Here is an 18,266-nt window from a genome sequence, read left to right on the forward strand (position 1 = left end):
TCACGGGGTCGATTCGTCGACAACGACTCGACCCCGTGGTGCAGTTCGGTGCTTTCATGCTGCATGCTGGGCAGTTCAGCAGGCCCGACGGTCCCTGATGGTTACGGAGCGGCGCATGACTAACACCTTCCCCGACATCTCCCTCAGCACGGAGCGGTTGGTGCTGCGCCCTCTCGAGGACGACGACCTGTCGGCCCTCACGGAGATGATGAACGACGAGCAGGTCGTGGCCTGGACCTCCGTACCGCAGCCCTTCACCGAGGATTCCGCCCGCTCCTGGATCAACCGGTACGCGCCGGGTGAGCGCACCTCCGGCCGCGGGCTCGACCTCGCCGTCACCGAGTTCCTCACCCAACGCCTGGTCGGCATCGTCCAGTTGGGCAAGACGAATTGGCATGTCCGCTCCACGGAGCTGTCGTACATCGTCGCCCCCTGGGCGCGCGGCGAGGGCTATGCGTCCGAGGCGGCGCTCGCCACGGCCCAATGGCTCTTCGGCGACCAGAAGTTCGAGCGCCTGGAGCTGCGCACCGCCGCGGACAACACGGCCTCGCAACAGGTCGCGCAGAAGATCGGCTGCATCAGCGAGGGCGTCCTGCGCAACGCCTGTATAGCGCGCACCCGCACCGAGGACGGGAGCTGGGTCACCCTGCGCACCGACTTCATCGTGTGGGGACTGCTCCCCGAAGACATCGAGGGCATCGCCGAGCAGCTCGCCGACACCGGCGGCTTCACCTCGTACTCCGACTGGAACTGACGCCGTAGGCGGACGGCCACCGCCCGGAGGACGGCCGCGGACCCGCGCCCCCACCTCCGGAAGTCACGAGGTACGCTCACGGGGCTCCGCATGCCTGCCTGGCGGCCGCATGCCCATCCGAGACCTGCGAAGACTCCAGGAGACTGACGACGATGGCCGACCGGGTCACGGTGATCGGCTGGGACGGCTCGCCGCTGACCGACGCGGCGCGCTCGGCTCTGGGCGCCGCCACGCTGGTGGCGGGAGCGGGCCATCACCTGGGCCTCCCCGAGGTGCCCGTGGCCGCCGAGCGCATCCGGCTCGGCAGCGTCTCCCTCGCCGCCCGCCGCATCGCCGCCCACCGGGGCACGGCCGTCGTCCTCGCCGACGGCGACCCGGGCTTCTTCGGAGTCGTACGCACCCTGCGCGCCCCCGAGTTCGGCCTGGAGGTCGAAGTCGTCCCGGCCGTGTCGTCCGTGGCCACCGCTTTCGCCCGTGCCGGTATGCCCTGGGACGACGCACAGGTGGTCGTCGCACACCGGCGCACCCTGCGACGCGCGGTGAATGTGTGTCGCGCTCACACCAAGGTCGCCGTCTTCACCTCGCCCGGAGCCGGCCCCGCGGAGCTGGGCCTGCTCCTGGACGGGGTCCACCGCACCTTCGTCATCTGCGAGGAACTCGGCACCGCGCGCGAACGGGTCACGGTCCTCACCTCCGACAAGGTCGCCGACCACACCTGGCGCGACCCGAACATCGTGATCGTCATGGGCGGGCCCGTCGCCCCCTCCGAGGGCGGCAGCTGGATCGCCGGACGCGACCCGGGAACCGGACCGCGCGGCTGGGCCCTGCCCGACGAGATGTACGGCGGCGATCTCGGCGAGGGCGAGACCGAGGTGCTGCGCGCCGCCCAACTCGCCCGCCTGGGACCGCGCGTCGGCGACCTCGTGTGGGACATCGGCTCCGGCAGCGGCGCCTTCGCCACGGAGGCCGCGCGCTGCGGCGCCGCCGTCATCGCCGTCGACCGCGACCCGAACGCCTGCGCCCGCACCATGGCCACCGCCCGCCGCTTCGGCGTCCAGCTCCAGATCACCCACGGCACCGCGCCCCACATCCTGGAGAACCTGCCCGAACCGGACGTCGTTCGCGTCGGGGGTGGCGGCGCCGCCGTGGTCTCAGCCGTCGCCGACCGGCGCCCGCAGCGGATCGTCACCCACGCCGCGACACGCGACGCCGCCGAACTCGTCGGCAGGGACCTGACGGAGCACGGCTACCAGGTCGAGTGCGCCCTTCTGCAGTCCGTCGAGCTGGACACCCGGGCCTGGACGGAGAAGGAACGGAGCGTCGCGTTCCTGCTCACCGGGCTCCTGCCCGATCGCTCCCTGTGATCCGGTTGTCGTACCGCGCGCGGTAGGCTGGCCGATCGTTGTACTGCGCTCGGCTTGTCCGGTATTTCGCCGGTCAATGTCCGGAAAACGCACCTGTTTTGGGATGCGTGTGGTACGGCGGAAAACCGGAGGACGCGCAACGTGGCGCAGTCCACAGCGGGCCGTGGCGGATCACCCTGTCGCGGTGGCGGGCCGACCGCGACAATGCCAGTTAATGGCTTTGTCGACCGGTCGTTCGTGCCGCCCGGCACGCATGCTCGTTACTTCATTGCGGGCGGTCGGTGCGCCGCTCCGGACGAGCAGGTCGTTGGAGCACTAACCGATGGGCGAGGGGTACGCATGACCGACACCGGCCAGGTCCCGGGCGAGGGACTGCCGGAGAACCAAGGCATGGTGGAGCAGCCGGGCGTCCCCGCCCCCGGCGCGTACACCTACCTCTCCGACTCCACCGCCGAAGACGAAGACCTGTTGCTGCTGCCGGGCGCCCAGGGCGCGTGGGGCAACGAAGTGGCCCCGCCGGCCCCGGTGCCGGTCGTCGAGACCGTCCACGAGCCGGGACCGCACGAGACGGCGGGCCGGGACAGCGGCTCGGTCGACCTCAGCGCCGTCCGGATGTCCTCGCCCGCTCCGCAGCCGCCCGTCGCCCGCCGCCCGCTGCACCTCGGCCCGCCCACCCCGGACGGCGCCGGCAGCCCGGTGCGTTCCCTCGCCGACCGCGGCCCGGCGGGAGCACCCGCCCACGCCGTTCCCGTACGACAGGCCGGTCCGCCCACGGTCGGTCCCGAGTACCTCGACGTGCCGCGGGACGAGATCGCGCTGCAGGGCGCGGCTCCCTGGGGCGCGCAGGCCCAGGTACAGGTCGCGCCGCCGGTGGCACAGGTCGACTCCGAGGTCGAGGCTGCAGAAACGGTCTTCCCCGAAGGTGGGGGAGCGCACGCCGGTGGTATGCCGGACGATGGCACCGCGCCGGTAGCGGAGGCCGCGCACACCCCCGACGCCGGGGGGGTGCCGCTCGCCGGGGGCGAGGGAATTCCCGCCGCACAGCCTCCCGCCGAGGCGCCCGCCCCCGAGTCGGCCCAGGCGGAGCAGGTACAGCAGGTGCACCAGGACCCGAGCGCCGCCGAGGTCCCCGAGGCCGGGCCCGCTCCCGTCCAGCCCGTCGCCGACGCTCCGGAGGCCGAGCCGACTCCGGATCCCGCCTACGTTCCTCAGCAGCCGGAAGCGCTGCCGGGTCCCGAGTCGGTGCAGGCTCCCGAAGCGGCCCAGGCACCGGAGGCCGTCGCCCAGGCCCCGGAAACGGTTCTGGTCCAGGACTACGCGCAGGCTCCGGAAGCGGTCCAGGTCCAGGACTACGCGCAGGCCCCTCTGCTCGCGGACGGTTCGCTCTTCCCGCAGGCTCCGGAGACACCCCAGACCCACGAGGCCGCCCAGACGGCTCCGGAGTTCGCGCACACCCCGGACCTCGCCCAGTTCCCGCAGCCCACGCCGTTCCCGGTGGCGCCCGTCGCCGCGTACGTCCCGCAGCCGTCGGACGACGCGGGCCTGCACACGCCCGAGGCGTACCAGCCTCCGCAGGCGGCCGACGAGGTGCAGCCCGCACACGCGGAGCAGGACCCGCACCCGCAGGCCGCGTACGAGGCGGAGCAGCAGTTCCAGGATCCTGCGGCCCAGTTCGCCGAGACCGGTCCGCAGGCCGGGTTCCCGCAGCAGCAACCGCAGTTGACGGAACCCGCGCCCGCCGTGGAAGAGGCCGCCCAGGCTCAGGACATCGTCCAGCCCCCGCAGTTCGCGGAGCCCGCCGAAGTGCCTGCCGAGAGCGTCGTCGACCTCACGCCCTCGCAGGCGGCCCCGGTCGACAGCGCCGCACAGTCCGAGGCGCCCGAACCGGTCGCGGCACCTGACCCGGTCGCGGCACCCGACCCGGTCGTGGTCCACGGCGAGGCGACCCACGGCGACCCGACCCACGGGCACGAGTTCCACGAAGAGGCGGCCGTTGCCACGGCCGTCCCCGTGGAGGAGCCCCACGCGGAACAGCCCGTCGGCCAGTTCGTGCCGGTCGAGGGCGCCGTCCCGACCACCCCGCACCTGGCTCCGACCCCGCCGCACGGCATGACGGTGCCGCCCCTGCCGGAGGAGTTCACCGAGCAGCCCGCCGAGCAGCCCGCCGAGGAGCCGGCCGTGGAGACGGCAGCTCCGGCCGTGGCGACCGCCGAGCAGCTCGCGCCCGTCGAGCAGCCGGCGCCCGAAGCCGCGCCCGCGGAGGAGCCGGAACAGGTGCTCACCCTGCCCACCCCCAGGGAGCCCGAAGAGGCCCCCGAGGCCGAGGCAACTCCCGTACCGGAGGCTCCGGTTCAGGTCGAGGACCAGGATCAGGACGCGGAGCCCGTAGCCGCACAGCACGCGGAGGACCTGGACACCAGGGCCGCCGACCAGGAAGAGAGCACGGCCGCCGTGGCAGAGACGAGAGAGCCCGCCGGCCCGGCCGCGCCCGGCTACGACGACGCCGAGCGCGAGGCCGTCCTGCGCGTGATGCGCGAGCGCCGGGACATCCGCAACGGCTTCCGCAGCGACCCCATCCCGCACGACGTGCTGCTCCGGGTGCTGGAGGCGGCCCACACGGCGCCGTCCGTCGGCCACTCCCAGCCGTGGGACTTCGTCGTCATCCGCTCGGCGGAGACCCGCCGCACGATGCACGAACTGGCGCAGCGGCAGCGCGAGGCGTACGCCAAGTCGCTGCCCAAGGGCCGCGCGAAGCAGTTCAAGGAACTGAAGATCGAGGCCATCCTCGACACTCCGGTGAACATCGTCGTCACCGCGGACTCGACCCGGGGCGGCCGGCACACGCTCGGCCGTCACACCCAGCCGCAGATGGCGCCGTACTCCTCCGCGCTCGCGGTCGAGAACCTCTGGCTCGCCGCCCGGGCCGAGGGCCTGGGCGTGGGCTGGGTCAGCTTCTTCGACGAGCGGGAGATGGTCCGTGAGCTGGGCCTGCCCGATCACCTCGAGGTCGTCGCCTACCTCTGCGTCGGATACGTCGACGAGTTCCCGGAGGAGCCCGAGCTGATGCAGGCGGGCTGGTCCAAGCGCCGCCCGCTCTCCTGGGTCGTACACGAGGAGACGTACGGCCGTCGGGCGCTGCCCGGAGAGGAGCCGCACGACCTGCTCGCCGAGACCGTCTCCAACATCCGCCCGCTGGACGCCAAGGCGCTCGGCGAGGCGTGGGAGCGCCAGAAGCGCATGACCAAGCCGGCCGGGGCCCTCGGCATGCTGGAGATCATCTCCGCCCAGCTCTCGGGTCTCTCCCGGATGTGCCCGCCGCCGATCCCGGAGCCCGCGGCCGTCGCGATCTTCGCGGGCGACCACGGCGTCCACGCCCAGGGCGTCACCCCTTGGCCGCAGGAGGTCACCGGCCAGATGGTGGCCAACATCCTCGGCGGGGGAGCGGTCTGCAACGCCTTCGCCAACCAGGTCGGCGCCGAGGTCTGCGTCGTGGACGTGGGCGTGGCCTCCGATCTGCCCGCGACCCCGGGGCTCCTGCCTCGCAAGGTCCGCGCGGGCACGGCCGACATGACGACCGGCCCCGCGCTGACCCGCGAGGAGGTCAAGGCGGCCATCGAGGTGGGCGTCGAGACGGCCCGTGACCTCGTGGCGGCCGGCAACAAGGCCCTGATCACGGGCGAGATGGGCATCGCGAACACCACCGCGTCGGCAGCCCTGATCTCCGTCTTCACCGGCGCCGACCCCGCCGAGGTCACCGGCCGGGGCACCGGCATCAACGACGAGACCCTGGCCCGCAAGACCGAGGTCGTACGCCGTGCCCTGGAACTCCACCAGCCGGACCCGGCCGACCCGATCGGCGTCCTCGCGGCCATCGGCGGCCTGGAACACGCCGCGATGGTGGGCCTCCTCCTGGGCGGCGCCTCCCTCCGCACCCCGGTGATCCTGGACGGCGTCAGCGCCGGCGCCGCCGCCCTGGTGGCCCGGGCCATCGCCCCCGAGGTCCTCGCGGCCTGCATCGCGGGCCACCGCAGCGCCGAGCCGGGCCACGTGGCGGCCCTCAACAAGCTGGGCCTGCGCCCCCTGGTCGACCTGGACCTCCGCCTCGGCGAGGGCACGGGCGCACTCCTGGCCCTCCCGGTGGTCCAGAGCGCGGCACGCGCGATGCACGAGGTGGCGACGTTCGATTCAGCCGGGGTAACCGAGAAGTAGACCCGAGTCGTCGGTCTGTGGGCAGGCGTTCCGCAGGGCGGAACGGGTGGGCACAGACCGACGACGGACCCGCACGTACGGGGGTCCGGGGGCAGAGCCCCCGGTTTCGGGAAGGGGTGGGCCTGGGGAAAGAAACCCCACCCACCCCGGCCACCCACCACCCCGCACTTTAAAATCCGCACGTCAGGGCACGCTCCAAGGCTGCAGCGCGCCCACCCGCACCACCCGCATGAGGAGCCGAACCGCCATGGCCGAAAACCCCGCCTACCCCGTAGGCCTCCGCCTCACCGGCCGCCGCGTAGTAGTCCTCGGCGCCGGCCAGGTGGCCCAACGCCGCCTCCCGGCCCTCATCGCGGCAGGCGCGGACATCCACCTCGTGTCCCCGGCCGCCACCCCCTCCGTCGAGGCGATGGCGGACGCGGGCGAGCTGACCTGGACAAGGCGCCCGTACGAGCCCGGCGACCTCGCGGAGGCCTGGTACGCCCTGATCGCCACCAGTGACACCGAGGCGAACACCGCCGCCTCCGCCGAGGCGGAGGCACACCGCGTGTGGTGCGTCCGCTCGGACGACGCGGACGCGGCCACGGCCTGGACCCCGGCGACCGGCCACAGCGAGGGCGTCACGGTGGCCGTCCTGACGACGAACGCGAAGGGCCGCGACCCCCGCCACACGGCGGCCATCAGGGACGCGGTCGTGGAGGGCCTCCGTGACGGCACCCTCGTCGCGCCCCACCACCGCACCCGCACCCCCGGCGTCGCCCTGGTCGGCGGCGGCCCCGGCGACCCGGACCTGATCACGGTCCGCGGCCGCCGCCTCCTCGCCGAGGCGGACGTGGTCATCGCCGACCGCCTCGGCCCTCGTGACCTCCTCGCCGAACTCCCGCCGCACGTCGAGGTGATCGACGCGGCGAAGATCCCGTACGGCCGTTTCATGGCCCAGGAGGCCATCAACAACGCGCTGATCGAGCACGCCAAGCAGGGCAAGGCTGTCGTCCGTCTGAAGGGCGGCGACCCCTACGTCTACGGCCGTGGCATGGAGGAGGTCCAGGCGCTGGCCGAGGCCGGCATCGCCTGCACGGTCGTCCCCGGCATCTCCAGCTCGATCTCAGTTCCGGGCGCGGCGGGCATCCCGGTCACCCACCGCGGGGTCGCCCACGACTTCACGGTCGTCAGCGGTCACATCGCCCCCGACGACGAACGCTCCCTGGTCGACTGGGCAGCCCTCGCCAAGCTCCGCGGCACCCTGGTCATCCTGATGGGCGTGGACAAGATCGGCGCCATCGCCCGTACGTTGATGGACAACGGCAAGCTGGCGGACACCCCCGTGGCCGTCGTCCAGGAGGGCACGACCGCCGCGCAGCGCAGGGTCGACGCGACGCTCGCCACGGTCGCCGAGACCGTAGTCGCCGAGAACGTGAAGCCCCCGGCGGTCATCGTCATCGGCGAGGTCGTGACCGTGCGCCCGGACAGCTCCTCGCGGGCATCCGAGTAACCCCGGGTAACACAACCCGTTCCAAGCCGTTGGCACCGCACCCAGGACAAGGCAGTATCACCCTGTGGCCGATCTCATCACCGTTGAGGACCCAGCCGATCCCCGTCTGCGCGACTACACGGGCCTGACCGACGTGGAGCTGCGCCGCAAGCGAGAACCCGCCGAGGGCCTGTTCATCGCCGAGGGCGAGAAGGTCATCAGACGGGCCAAGGACGCCGGTTACGAGATGCGCTCGATGCTGCTCTCCGCCAAGTGGGTCGACGTCATGCGCGACGTCATCGACGAGCTCCCCGCTCCGGTGTACGCGGTCAGCCCGGACCTCGCCGAACAGGTCACCGGCTACCACGTGCACCGAGGCGCCCTCGCCTCCATGCAGCGCAAACCGCTGCCGACCCCGGACGACCTGCTCCAGACGGCCCGCCGGGTCGTCGTCATGGAGTCGGTCAACGACCACACCAACATCGGCGCGATCTTCCGCAGCGCCGCCGCCCTCGGCATGGACGCGGTCCTGCTGTCCCCCGACTGCGCGGACCCGCTCTACCGCCGCTCGGTGAAGGTCTCCATGGGCGCGGTCTTCTCCGTCCCGTACGCCCGTCTGGACACCTGGCCCAAGGGCCTGGAAACGGTCCGCGAGGCGGGCTTCACCCTCCTCGCCCTCACCCCGGACGAGAAGGCCAAGTCCCTGGACGAGGCGGCCCCCCACAAGATGGACCGCGTGGCCCTGATGCTCGGCGCGGAGGGCGACGGCCTGTCGACTCAGGCCCTGGTGGCGGCAGACGAATGGGTCCGCATCCCGATGGCCCACGGCGTCGACTCCCTGAACGTGGGAGCGGCGGCAGCGGTCGCGTTCTACGCGGTGGCAACGGGCAGACCACAGAGTTAGAGGGGCCTACGGCCCCGCAAGGGGCGCGGGGAACTGCGCGACCAGCCACAACGCACCCGCAGCCGGCAAAAAACGCTCACCCGCCGAGCTGAACCCCGCTCTGTCCGTACTCCTGCGCCTGCCGCACATCCCCGCCCGGGCCCCCACGATCAAGCCCTCGGGCAGGCCCTTGGCATCCCTGCGCGGCCGCAATCCCCAACGCCACGAGCAACGTAACCACCACGAACACGAACAGCCGCTGCCGCAACAACCGCGGATTGGCAGGCCGCCGCCCGGTCCCGGTGGTCCGCGGCCCAGAACGTCCCGCCCCACTCCGGGGCGGCCCGGACCGACTACCCGTACCGGACCGCGAGGGTGCCGGACGAGCCCCCGACCGCGACGGGCTGCCGTTCCCGCGAGGCGAGGACGTGCCCTGAGTGCGCCGCTGCGTCCGCTGCTCCGGGTAGCTCTCGGTCAGCCGTCCGGTCGGCCGGTCGGCCTCGGCGGTACGGGGCGCGGGCGGCCGGGCATCGCCCATCCCCTGCGCCTCCCGGGCCGCGATCTCCTTCAGCCGGAGCGACAACTGCAGCGTGCTGGGCCGCTCCTCGGGATCCTTCGCCAGACAGGCCCGTACGAGAGGTGCCAGCGCGTCCGGCACCCCGTGCAGCTGCGCCTCCTCGTGCACGACTCTGTAGAGCATCACTTCGGAACTGCCGTGTCCGAAGGGCGAGTCCTGGGTCGCCGCGTAGGCCAGCGTGGCCCCGAGGGCGAACACGTCCGTGGCCGGCGTGACCGCCGCGCCCCGCACCTGCTCGGGCGCCAGGAACCCGGGCGACCCCACCGCCGTACCGACGTGCGTCAGCGTGCTCGCGCCGGTCGCCCAGGCGATGCCGAAGTCGATGATGCGTGGCCCCTTCGGGGACAGCAGGATGTTCGAGGGCTTCAGGTCGCGGTGGACGACACCGGCCTCGTGCACGGCGACGAGCCCTTCGGAGAGGGCGGCGCCGACGGCCGCGACCTCGGCCGCGCAGAGCGGGCCCTCGTCGTTGACCTTGTCGTGCAGCGAGGGGCCCGGCACGTACTGCGTCGCGAACCAGGGCCGGTCCGCTTCCAGATCCGCGGCGACCAGCCGCGCGGTGCAGCCGCCCCGGATCCGCCGCGCCGCCGACACCTCGCGGGCGAACCGCGACCGGAACTCCTGATCCTCCGCCAGGTCCGGCCGGATCACCTTCAGCGCGACCCGCTGGCCACGCCGGTCGGAGCCCAGATAGACAACGCCCATCCCGCCCGCGCCGAGCCGTCGGTGAAGCCTGAACGAGCCGACGACACGCGGGTCCTCGCGCCTCAGGCGCATCATCGCCATGTCCATCCCCGCTGCCCGGTCCGTTTGACGAGCCACAGCTTACGTTTCCGCGGCCGGGTGCGCGCAGAGGCCGCGCCCTCACGGCCCGATCGATTGTCAGTGCCGGGTGGGAAACTTGAAAGGTGGTCAGGGGACGGGGGAGCCGGGCGGCGTTGAGCTGCACGGATCCCCAACCATCCGTCGCAGAAGGGGGATTGGACCCGTGAAGGGTGATCGCGTGGAGATAGTGGTCGACGCCGGTGACACGACGCGTACGTACGAGGTGGTGGCGAGCCGGGCGGGCCGCCGGGTGGAGACAGCGGTCCGCAGGGGGGTGGTCGAAGTGAGCGAAGTCACCCGCAGCGGATCGGTCGTGCGCACGGCCCGCTTCATGGCCACCAGGGTGCTCGCCCTCGTCGAGCAGCCGGTCCCGAGGGAGGACAGCTCGGAACAGACCGGACGTCCCCTCCGGGAAACCCCTGAGACCTAGGACCTCTTCTCCACCCAGGGGAGTAGTCCGCAGGTCACCGGTCATCCTCGGGGAGGCCCGGTAATAGGTACGAGGGCATGACGACCCGCACGCCTCTCCCGCCTAGATTTGTTGTCAAGCGGCGGGTGCAGCACTCGTCCCCCGAGGTCAGACACCCGCCGCTGCCAGACAACAGAAGCTTTTCAACAGATCTCGTCCAAGAGATCTCAACCAGAACGGTCAGGAGAGGGACCATGGCGGACACAGCATCGCGGACCATGATCCGCACGCAGGGACGCAGGGCGTACACCGCCGCGTTCGGTTCCAGCCGGTCCGGCCGACGCCACCCCCTGGTGGCGACGGCCATGGTCCTCCCTCTGGCCACCCTGCTCGTAGTCGTCTTCGGCGGCTGGGAAGCAGTGGTCACACAGGCGTCGTCCGTGGGCGTGATGCTGGGGCGCTGAGCGGCGCCCCAGGCCCGGAAGAGCGGTCCGGGCGGGGACATCCGGCCATGAAACCCCGTGGGGACGGGGGTGCGGCGGACGGCAAAAATGCGGGCGCAGCTGGGGAGCTGCGCCCGCATTGCTGTCTTTTGCGCCTAAACCGGCGCCGCTCTCGCGGACCAAATTGCTCGCCGTCGTGGTTCCTCAATTGATGGTTGCGATCCAAAGGCTGTTTGCCGACTGCGTACGCTCACGGGGGAGTCGGCGCCGTACGACCTGAGGGGGACCGAGTGACCGCAGACCTGCTGCCCGCGCTCCGGGCGAAGGTGCGGGCCGTCGCTCATCCGGCGGCGGAGGCCTGTGTCTGCGGTACGGAGACCTCCGTACTGGCCGACCGGCCCGACGGCACCGTCGTCCGGCATGCCGGCACCGTGGCGAAGGCGCACGCCGCCGACACCGACCCCGTTGAGCTCGCGGCACGGATGGCCGTCTCGGCGCATCCCCGGCTCGACGGTATCCTCCTGCCCCCGCTGAGGCCGGGCGCGGTCGAGTCGCACGGGCGGCCGGTCACCTTCTGGCCGTACGGCAGTCCCGTGGACCGGGACGACCCCGACGCCGCCCCCTGGGAGGCGGCCGCCACCCTCCTCGCGCGGCTCCACCGGACACCGCAGTCCGTGCTCCCGCCCGGCATACCCCCCATGCGCGGCCCGGCCAAGGCGGCCCGCGCCATCGCCCGCCTCCACGCGGCAGGCGCTCACCCGGCGGCCGCTCCGGTCCTGCGGGCCTGGACCGTCCTGCCCGCCTGGGCGAGGGACGAGGCCCCGATGCCGTACGCGCGCACGCTGTGCCACGGTGACCTCCACCTGGGCCAGCTGGTGAGGACGCGGGGCGGCGACTGGCTGCTCATCGACATCGACGACCTGGGCCTGGGCGAGCCCGCCTGGGACCTGGCCCGCCCCGCGGCCTGGTTCGCCTGCGGCCTCCTGCCGCCCGACGAGTGGGCCCGCTTCCTCACCGCGTACCAGAAGGCCGGCGGTCCGGCCGTTCCCGCGGACAGCGACCCATGGCCGGCCCTCGACGTCCCGGCCCGCGCCCTGACCGTGCAGACCGCGGCCCTGGCGATCGCCAAGTCGGTCGCGGCGGAGCGCCCGTTGGACGAGGTGGAAACGTCCGTCATCGATGCTTGTGACCGAATGGCCGCACACCCGCCGGAGTTGGCGGGAGAATACGCGACGTAGGGTGCAACCGACCGAAGCCGGGCGGAGTCTGTCCTGGCGGAAGCAGTACCGACCGGCGAGGAGTTGAGCCGAGCATGCAGTGTCCGAAGTGTCACGCGCCGATGCACACGTACAACCGCAATGGCGTCCAGATCGAGCAGTGCAGCGGCTGCCGCGGGATATTTCTCGACTACGGCGAGCTGGAATCGCTGTCCCGCCTGGAGGGCCAGTACTCGCAGCCCGCACCGCCGCCCCCCGGTGTCCCGCAGGCATATCCGGCCGCGGGCGCCCCGCAGGCGTACCCCGCGGCCCCCGCACCCGCCTGGGGCGCCCCGCACGGCGGTCACGGCGGCCATGGCGGTCACTACGGCCACAACAAGCGTCAGAAGAGCTTCGGCCACATGCTCTTCTCCTCCTGACGGACCCGGAGGAACGACGAAGCCCCCGACCGTACGAGACGGCCGGGGGCTTCGGCTGGTGCGCGATACTGGGATTGAACCAGTGACCTCTTCCGTGTCAGGGAAGCGCTCTCCCGCTGAGCTAATCGCGCAGGTAGGACCTGCTGTGGTGCGTAGTGCGTGCGCGATACTGGGATTGAACCAGTGACCTCTTCCGTGTCAGGGAAGCGCTCTCCCGCTGAGCTAATCGCGCGGGATCGGATCTCGCCGAACGTACCGGAAGATCCAGTGGACGATACTGGGATTGAACCAGTGACCTCTTCCGTGTCAGGGAAGCGCTCTCCCGCTGAGCTAATCGTCCTTGGAGGTGGAGACGGGATTTGAACCCGTGTAGACGGCTTTGCAGGCCGTTGCCTCGCCTCTCGGCCACTCCACCAGGAGTGCGGGGGTTCGGGAAGATCCCCCACTTCCTGCGAGCGGACGACCAGGTTCGAACTGGCGACCTCAACCTTGGCAAGGTTGCGCTCTACCAACTGAGCTACGTCCGCTTGTCGTTTCCGGTTCGCGTGAGCGTCCCGGCGACGTGTTGAACTCTAGCGGATTCCGGGGCCAGCACAAAAACGCGTTTGTGCAGCGTGCTGCGTTACGCCCGCTCCAGGACACGGCCAGGGCACCCGCGGGTCACCCGCCATAGACTCACAGCCGTGCACGACCTCCCAGCTCTCGCCCGTTTCGGCAACATCGTCGCGACCGGTCTCCTCGATGTCACCAGCGACCCGGCGGCCCTGGACTCCAGTGGCTTCTGGGCCGTCAGTGCCGACTTCGAGGGGCGGCTGGTCTGTGCCCGTTTCGCGGACGTACGTCGGGAGCCCGTTCCCTCGCCGGTGCCGGGGGAGTGGCGAGGTCCGGCCGTCGGTGACTGGACGTCGTCGCTCGACCGCGCCGCGTACACGGCCGGAGTGCGGCGCATCCGGGAGCACATCGCGGCCGGCGACGTGTATCAGGCGAACCTCTGCCGTGTCCTGTCCGCGCCGGTCGCGCCCGACGCCGACGTGGACGCGCTGACCGCTCTGCTGGCGCGCGGCAACCCGGCACCGTATGCCGGAACGATTCGCCTGCCCGGCCACGACGTGGAGATAGCCACCGCGTCTCCCGAGCTCTTCCTCCGGGTCGGCGGGAGGGTGGTCGAGTCGGGCCCCATCAAGGGCACCGGACGGACCGAGGCGGACCTGCTGGAGAAGGACCGCGCAGAGAACGTGATGATCGTGGATCTCGTGCGCAACGACCTGGGCAGGGTGTGTGCCACGGGCAGCGTGACCGTGCCCGACCTGTGCGTCGTCGAGAAGCACCCGGGGCTGGTCCACCTCGTCTCCACCGTCCGCGGCGAACTGCGCGAGGGCGCCGGCTGGCCCGAACTGCTGGCCGCGGCCTTCCCACCCGGCTCGGTGACCGGAGCGCCGAAGTCCAGCGCCCTGCGGATCATCGAGGCCCTCGAGACGGCTCCACGGGGCCCGTACTGCGGCGGCATCGGCTGGGTCGACGCGGACCGCCGCACCGGCGAGCTGGCCGTCGGCATCCGCACCTTCTGGATCGACCGGGCGGAGGGCGTGCTGCGCTTCGGTTCCGGCGCGGGCATCACCTGGGGTTCGGACCCGGAGCGCGAGTGGGAGGAGACCGAACTGAAAGCCGCGCGACTGCTCGCTGTAGCGTCGGGGGTGTACCCAGGGGCGTACGACGCAAGTGAAGGGACCCACAGGTGAAGCTCTGGCTCGACGGCCGGCTGCAGGACAGCGAGTCGGCCCGTGTCTCCGTCTTCGATCACGGTCTGACCGTGGGCGACGGCGTCTTCGAGACCGCGAAGTCGGTCGACGGCCGTCCGTTCGCGCTCACCCGCCACCTCGACCGGCTGGCGCGCTCCGCGCGTGGCCTCGGACTGCCCGAGCCCGACCGCGACGAGGTGCGCCGGGCCTGCGCGGCCGTCCTGGAAGCCAACCCGATGCCGCTCGGCCGACTGCGGATCACGTACACCGGGGGCCACGGCCCGCTCGGCTCCGACCGCGGGGAGCACGGGCCGACCCTGGTCGTCGCCCTCGGCGAGGCCACCCGGCGCCCGGACTCCACCGCCGTGATCACCGTGCCGTGGACCCGCAACGAGCGCGGCACGCTCACGGGCCTCAAGACGACCTCGTACGCCGAGAACGTCGTCGCCCTCGCCCGCGCGCGCGAACAGGGCGCGTCCGAGGCGCTGTTCGCGAACACGGTCGGACAGCTCTGCGAGGGCACGGGCTCCAATGTCTTCGTCGTCCTCGACGGCGAGATCCACACCCCGCCGGTGGCCTCCGGCTGCCTCGCCGGCATCACCCGGGCCCTCACCGTCGAGTGGACGGGCGCCAGGGAGACCGACCTGCCGCTGGACGTCCTGGAACGGGCCGACGAGATCTTCCTGACCTCCTCGCTGCGCGATGTGCAGGCCGTGCACCGGGCCGACGCCCGTGAACTGCCGGGCGCACCGGGCCCGGTGACCGCCAAGGCCATGCGGATCTTCGACGAGCGGGCGGGCGACGACCTCGATCCCTGACAGGACCGACGCCCTCAACCGGATGACGTAGGCCTCGCGGACGGGTACAACACCCCTGATGACCACGACCCTGCGGCCGACCGAGCCGCTTCAGCGCGACGCCGACGGGGCGCTGTCACGGCACTACACGGTGTGCGTGAACAGCCGTCCCGTCGGCGCGATACACCTCTCCGCCCACTCGCTCTCCGAGCCGTCCGTCGCCCGCATCCATGACCTCGGCATCGACGAACCGGACCGCGGACGTGGCCGCGGCACCGTGGCCGCGCTCGCCGCGGAAGAGGTGGCGCGCGGCTGGGGCTGTACGCGGATCGAGGCGTCGGTGCCCGCCACGGCCACGGCCGCACTGCGGCTGGCCACGGCCCTCGGTTACGTGCTGCGCAACCGCCAGATGGAGAAGCGGCTCGGCGACACACCGCCCGAACTGCCCGCCGGCAGCCTGGGACGCCCTATGACGGAGGCCGAGTTCGGGCCCTGGGAGGAGCGGGCGAAGGAGGAGTACACCAAGGACTGGATCACCCGCGGAGTGCCCGAGGCCGAGGCCCGCGCCAAGTCCGAGCTGGACCACGCCACTTCGCTGCCGGACGGGATCGGCAGCGCGGGCATGGACTTCAGTGTCCTGGAACACGAGGGGACACCGGTCGGCGTGCTGTGGCTGGGCGCACGCGACGGCTGGTCGTTCGTCTACGAGGTCGAGGCCGACGAGCGCTGTCGGGGCCGGGGCCACGGCCGTTCGCTGATGCTCCTGGCGGAAGCCCGGACGATCGCCGCCGGACGCCCCGGCATCCGCCTGAACGTCTTCGACGGGAACGCCCCGGCCGAGCGGCTCTACGAGTCACTCGGCTACGAGACGACCATCCATCACCTCTACAAGAACCTGCTGTAGCTGCACCTGTGCCTGTAGGGGGCCGCGGGCGCGGCGGTCAGGCCTTCTGCTCGGCCAGCAGCCGGTCCACGATCTCCTCGACGCGCTCGCGCAGCCCCTCCTGGCTCTTGCCGCCGTCGAGCCGCTCGCCGTCGATGACGTAGGTCGGGGTGCCGGTCACGCCGATGGCCTTGCCCTCGGCCTGGTCGGCGTCGACGATCAGGATGTGCCGGCCGTCGATGAGGGCGGTGTCGAACTCCTCGGCGTCGAGGCCGAGTTCCCGGGCCATCTCGACCAGGAAGGGTTCCCCCTCACGGTCCAGCTCCTGTACGCGCCCGAGCACCGCCTCGACGTACGGCCATGCCTGCCCCTGTTCGGCGGCCTCCTCGGCGGCCTGGGCGGCGGCGAAGGCGTGCTTGTGCTTCTCCAGCGGGAAGTGCCGCAGCCGCAGCTCCAGCCGGTCGCCGTAGCGTGCGCGCAGCGCTCGCAGGTCGTCCAGGGCGCTACGGCAGTCCGGGCACTGCAGTTCGCACCAGACGTCCAGGACGGGGGCGGCGGGGCGTGCGGGGGAGGAGTCGCTCATGGGCCCCAGTCTCCCAGCCGAGGCCCTCGCGGCCCAACCGGGACCGTCCACCCCTGAGCGAACCCCGAACCACTCCTGATCGCGTACCGGGAACCGGGCCCTGAGGAGGACCCGACCCGGAGATGTCCCTGAGGTCTGCCCGGACCATGGCATACCGGGCAGCGGGCGGTGCAGGATGGAAGGGACGAATCTGACCCTGCTCGCCCCAGCCATGTCTGGAGGACCGGATGATTGCCGAGACCGTCTGTTCCGCTGTCGCCGCGGCCGGCCTGGGCATCGCCGCGGTCACCGCGTACCGCAAGCGTTTCCTCATGGCGGTCCGCCTCACCGCGTACTCGCTGGTCCCCCTCGGTCTGGTGATGACCGGGGCCGTCGAATGGGCGGCGGAGACCGCCTTCAGCCCGATGGCCTGGGCGGGCTTCGGAGTGCTCGGCGGGGCCTGGCTGCTGTTCATGACCTCGCGAGCGGTGGAGCGGCGCACCGGCGGGACCCGCAAGGAGCGCAAGGCCGCCCGGGCCGCGCAGCGCGAGGCGGTGGCCCCGGCGGCCTCGGCACCCTCGCTCGGCGCGGCCGCGGCCACCCGCCCGGCGACCCGACCCGCGGCCAAGCCCCGCAAGACCGAGTCCGGGGACGACTTCAGCGACATCGAGGCCATCCTGAAGAAGCACGGCATATGAAGCAGCGCTTCATGTGACGTTGTGCGGCGCGTGAAGCAGCACGGCCTATGGCGCTCTGAAACGACACAGTGATGCGGGCGGTGCGGCGGAGCGTGCGCGTCCGGCAGGCGCCTATCCCAGATCGTGGACCGCTGTGTCACGGATTTCGGCTAACTCCCCCATAATCCGGGCGTGTTGATCGCGTAGGGCCAGTCGGCTGCGCCATCATCGCCGCGAGATGCTGGACACAACACAGAGCGACACCGCGGCTCCTTCCGAGGAGCGGCGGGGTTGTCTCTTCGCGCTTTCCCAGCCACCGCTGATGATCTTCCTTGCGGTGATCGGCTGTCTGCTGCTCATGGCTTCGCTGCACGATCTGCTGCTGCTCTGAGCCGTACGCGGAGTCCCTGGCGCCACCCGCCGAGGACTCCGTCAGCCCGCCGCCTCCTTGCGACGCGCCCGGTATGCGGCCACGTGGAGACGGTTTCCGCAGGTGCGGCTGTCGCAGTAGCGACGGGAGCGGTTGCGGGAGAGATCGACGAAGGCGCGTCGGCAGTCCGGTGCCTCGCAGCGGCGCAGCCGCTCCTGTTCGCCGGCCACCACGAAGAACGCCAGGGCCATGCCGCAGTCGGCGGCGAGATGGTCCGCGACGGACGCGCCCGGCGCGAAGTAGTGCACGTGCCAGTCGTAGCCGTCGTGATCCGTGAGACGCGGAGTGGTGCCCGCAGCGGCGACCAGTTCGTTGATGAGCGCGGCGGCGGCCCGGGGATCCGGGGCCGCGAAGATCGAGGCGAATCGCCCCCGGATCTTGCGTACCGCCGACAGATCCAGCTCGGACAGGGTGCCGACATCGCTGATCTCGTGGTTCTGTACGAAATCGTGCAGGCCCGCGACGTTCGCGAGCCCGTCCGTCGTGTCGTCCTCCGGTGCGGTGTTCACCAGATCGACCACGGTGTCGAGGGCGCACCGGGTGTCGTGGGTGATCAGCACATTTCGCTCCCTGGCCTGGGGGTCGGGCAGCCGCCCGCCGATGCTGG

At 71.8% G+C, this 18,266-nt stretch carries 17 protein-coding genes and 5 tRNA genes; 14 read left to right on the top strand and 8 right to left on the bottom strand.

Going from position 1 to position 18,266, the window contains the following annotated elements:
* Positions 1-115: 115 nt before the first annotated feature.
* The 5 genes from OG718_RS42535 (at position 116) to OG718_RS42555 (ending at position 8,702) form a co-directional block, all read left to right on the top strand.
* Positions 116-754 (top strand): GNAT family N-acetyltransferase, encoded by a 639-nt coding sequence (locus tag OG718_RS42535; RefSeq protein WP_143635490.1) that lies wholly within the window; start codon positions 116-118, stop codon positions 752-754.
* Between the two features lie 152 nt (positions 755-906).
* A complete protein-coding gene (gene cbiE / locus OG718_RS42540) occupies positions 907-2,118 on the top strand; it encodes a precorrin-6y C5,15-methyltransferase (decarboxylating) subunit CbiE (RefSeq protein ID WP_143635489.1) in 1,212 nt (403 codons plus the stop codon).
* A gap of 339 nt (positions 2,119-2,457) precedes the next feature.
* Entirely contained in the window at positions 2,458-6,327 is a 3,870-nt protein-coding gene (gene cobT, locus OG718_RS42545) for a nicotinate-nucleotide--dimethylbenzimidazole phosphoribosyltransferase (protein WP_328846684.1), read from the top strand.
* A gap of 247 nt (positions 6,328-6,574) precedes the next feature.
* Positions 6,575-7,819 (top strand): uroporphyrinogen-III C-methyltransferase, encoded by a 1,245-nt coding sequence (gene cobA, locus OG718_RS42550; protein ID WP_143635485.1) that lies wholly within the window; start codon positions 6,575-6,577, stop codon positions 7,817-7,819.
* A 64-nt stretch (positions 7,820-7,883) separates the two neighbouring features.
* Positions 7,884-8,702, top strand: coding sequence for a TrmH family RNA methyltransferase (locus OG718_RS42555; RefSeq protein ID WP_143635483.1), 819 nt, complete (start codon positions 7,884-7,886; stop codon positions 8,700-8,702).
* 76 nt (positions 8,703-8,778) lie between these two features.
* Here the strand turns inward: OG718_RS42555 and OG718_RS42560 are convergent, their stop codons facing one another.
* Positions 8,779-10,050 carry a protein kinase domain-containing protein gene (locus OG718_RS42560; protein ID WP_143636035.1) on the bottom strand — a complete coding sequence of 424 codons (1,272 nt, stop codon included), beginning with the start codon at positions 10,048-10,050 and terminating at the stop codon, positions 8,779-8,781.
* 196 nt (positions 10,051-10,246) lie between these two features.
* Between OG718_RS42560 and OG718_RS42565 the strand changes: the two genes are divergently transcribed.
* From OG718_RS42565 to OG718_RS42580, 4 genes are all read left to right on the top strand, one after another.
* Positions 10,247-10,513 carry a hypothetical protein gene (locus tag OG718_RS42565; RefSeq protein WP_055511046.1) on the top strand — a complete coding sequence of 89 codons (267 nt, stop codon included), beginning with the start codon at positions 10,247-10,249 and terminating at the stop codon, positions 10,511-10,513.
* Between the two features lie 233 nt (positions 10,514-10,746).
* A complete protein-coding gene (locus OG718_RS42570) occupies positions 10,747-10,956 on the top strand; it encodes a hypothetical protein (RefSeq protein ID WP_143635481.1) in 210 nt (69 codons plus the stop codon).
* 269 nt (positions 10,957-11,225) lie between these two features.
* Positions 11,226-12,173, top strand: a complete 948-nt coding sequence (locus OG718_RS42575) for an aminoglycoside phosphotransferase family protein (RefSeq protein WP_328846685.1) — start codon at positions 11,226-11,228, stop codon at positions 12,171-12,173.
* Between the two features lie 74 nt (positions 12,174-12,247).
* On the top strand, positions 12,248-12,571 hold the full coding sequence (locus OG718_RS42580) for a TFIIB-type zinc ribbon-containing protein (RefSeq protein ID WP_143635478.1): 324 nt from the start codon (positions 12,248-12,250) through the stop codon (positions 12,569-12,571).
* A 56-nt stretch (positions 12,572-12,627) separates the two neighbouring features.
* Here OG718_RS42580 and OG718_RS42585 read toward each other — a convergent pair.
* The 5 genes from OG718_RS42585 to OG718_RS42605 form a co-directional block, all read right to left on the bottom strand.
* Positions 12,628-12,702: transfer RNA gene (locus OG718_RS42585), tRNA-Val, on the bottom strand.
* Between the two features lie 29 nt (positions 12,703-12,731).
* Positions 12,732-12,803: transfer RNA gene (locus tag OG718_RS42590), tRNA-Val, on the bottom strand.
* A 36-nt stretch (positions 12,804-12,839) separates the two neighbouring features.
* Positions 12,840-12,911, bottom strand: a tRNA-Val gene (locus OG718_RS42595).
* Position 12,912: 1 nt separating this feature from the next.
* Positions 12,913-12,986 (bottom strand) — tRNA-Cys (locus OG718_RS42600).
* Positions 12,987-13,025: 39 nt separating this feature from the next.
* Positions 13,026-13,098: transfer RNA gene (locus OG718_RS42605), tRNA-Gly, on the bottom strand.
* A 156-nt stretch (positions 13,099-13,254) separates the two neighbouring features.
* Between OG718_RS42605 and OG718_RS42610 the strand changes: the two genes are divergently transcribed.
* Genes OG718_RS42610 through OG718_RS42620 form a run of 3 tightly spaced genes read left to right on the top strand, consistent with a single transcriptional unit; the run spans position 13,255 to position 16,011 of the window.
* Entirely contained in the window at positions 13,255-14,310 is a 1,056-nt protein-coding gene (locus OG718_RS42610; RefSeq protein ID WP_328846686.1) for a chorismate-binding protein, read from the top strand.
* Positions 14,307-15,128: an aminotransferase class IV gene (locus OG718_RS42615; protein WP_328846687.1), complete on the top strand. Its 822-nt coding sequence runs from the start codon at positions 14,307-14,309 to the stop codon at positions 15,126-15,128. The genes OG718_RS42610 and OG718_RS42615 overlap by 4 nt, the downstream gene beginning before the upstream one ends.
* Before the next feature lie 58 nt (positions 15,129-15,186).
* Entirely contained in the window at positions 15,187-16,011 is an 825-nt protein-coding gene (locus OG718_RS42620; RefSeq protein WP_143635473.1) for a GNAT family N-acetyltransferase, read from the top strand.
* Between the two features lie 37 nt (positions 16,012-16,048).
* Here the strand turns inward: OG718_RS42620 and OG718_RS42625 are convergent, their stop codons facing one another.
* Entirely contained in the window at positions 16,049-16,573 is a 525-nt protein-coding gene (locus OG718_RS42625; protein WP_143635471.1) for a DsbA family protein, read from the bottom strand.
* 227 nt (positions 16,574-16,800) lie between these two features.
* Here OG718_RS42625 and OG718_RS42630 point away from each other — a divergent pair, with 227 nt between their 5' ends.
* On the top strand, positions 16,801-17,250 hold the full coding sequence (locus OG718_RS42630) for a hypothetical protein (protein ID WP_143635469.1): 450 nt from the start codon (positions 16,801-16,803) through the stop codon (positions 17,248-17,250).
* Positions 17,251-17,467: 217 nt separating this feature from the next.
* A complete protein-coding gene (locus OG718_RS42635; protein ID WP_167459210.1) occupies positions 17,468-17,620 on the top strand; it encodes a hypothetical protein in 153 nt (50 codons plus the stop codon).
* Positions 17,621-17,661: 41 nt separating this feature from the next.
* On the opposite strand, the gene OG718_RS42640 is transcribed toward OG718_RS42635, so the two are convergent.
* On the bottom strand, positions 17,662-18,219 hold the full coding sequence (locus tag OG718_RS42640) for a CGNR zinc finger domain-containing protein (protein WP_143635467.1): 558 nt from the start codon (positions 18,217-18,219) through the stop codon (positions 17,662-17,664).
* Positions 18,220-18,266 lie beyond the last annotated feature (47 nt).

The sequence above is a fragment of the Streptomyces sp. NBC_00258 genome, assembly GCF_036182465.1.
Classification (GTDB): Bacteria; Actinomycetota; Actinomycetes; order Streptomycetales; family Streptomycetaceae; genus Streptomyces.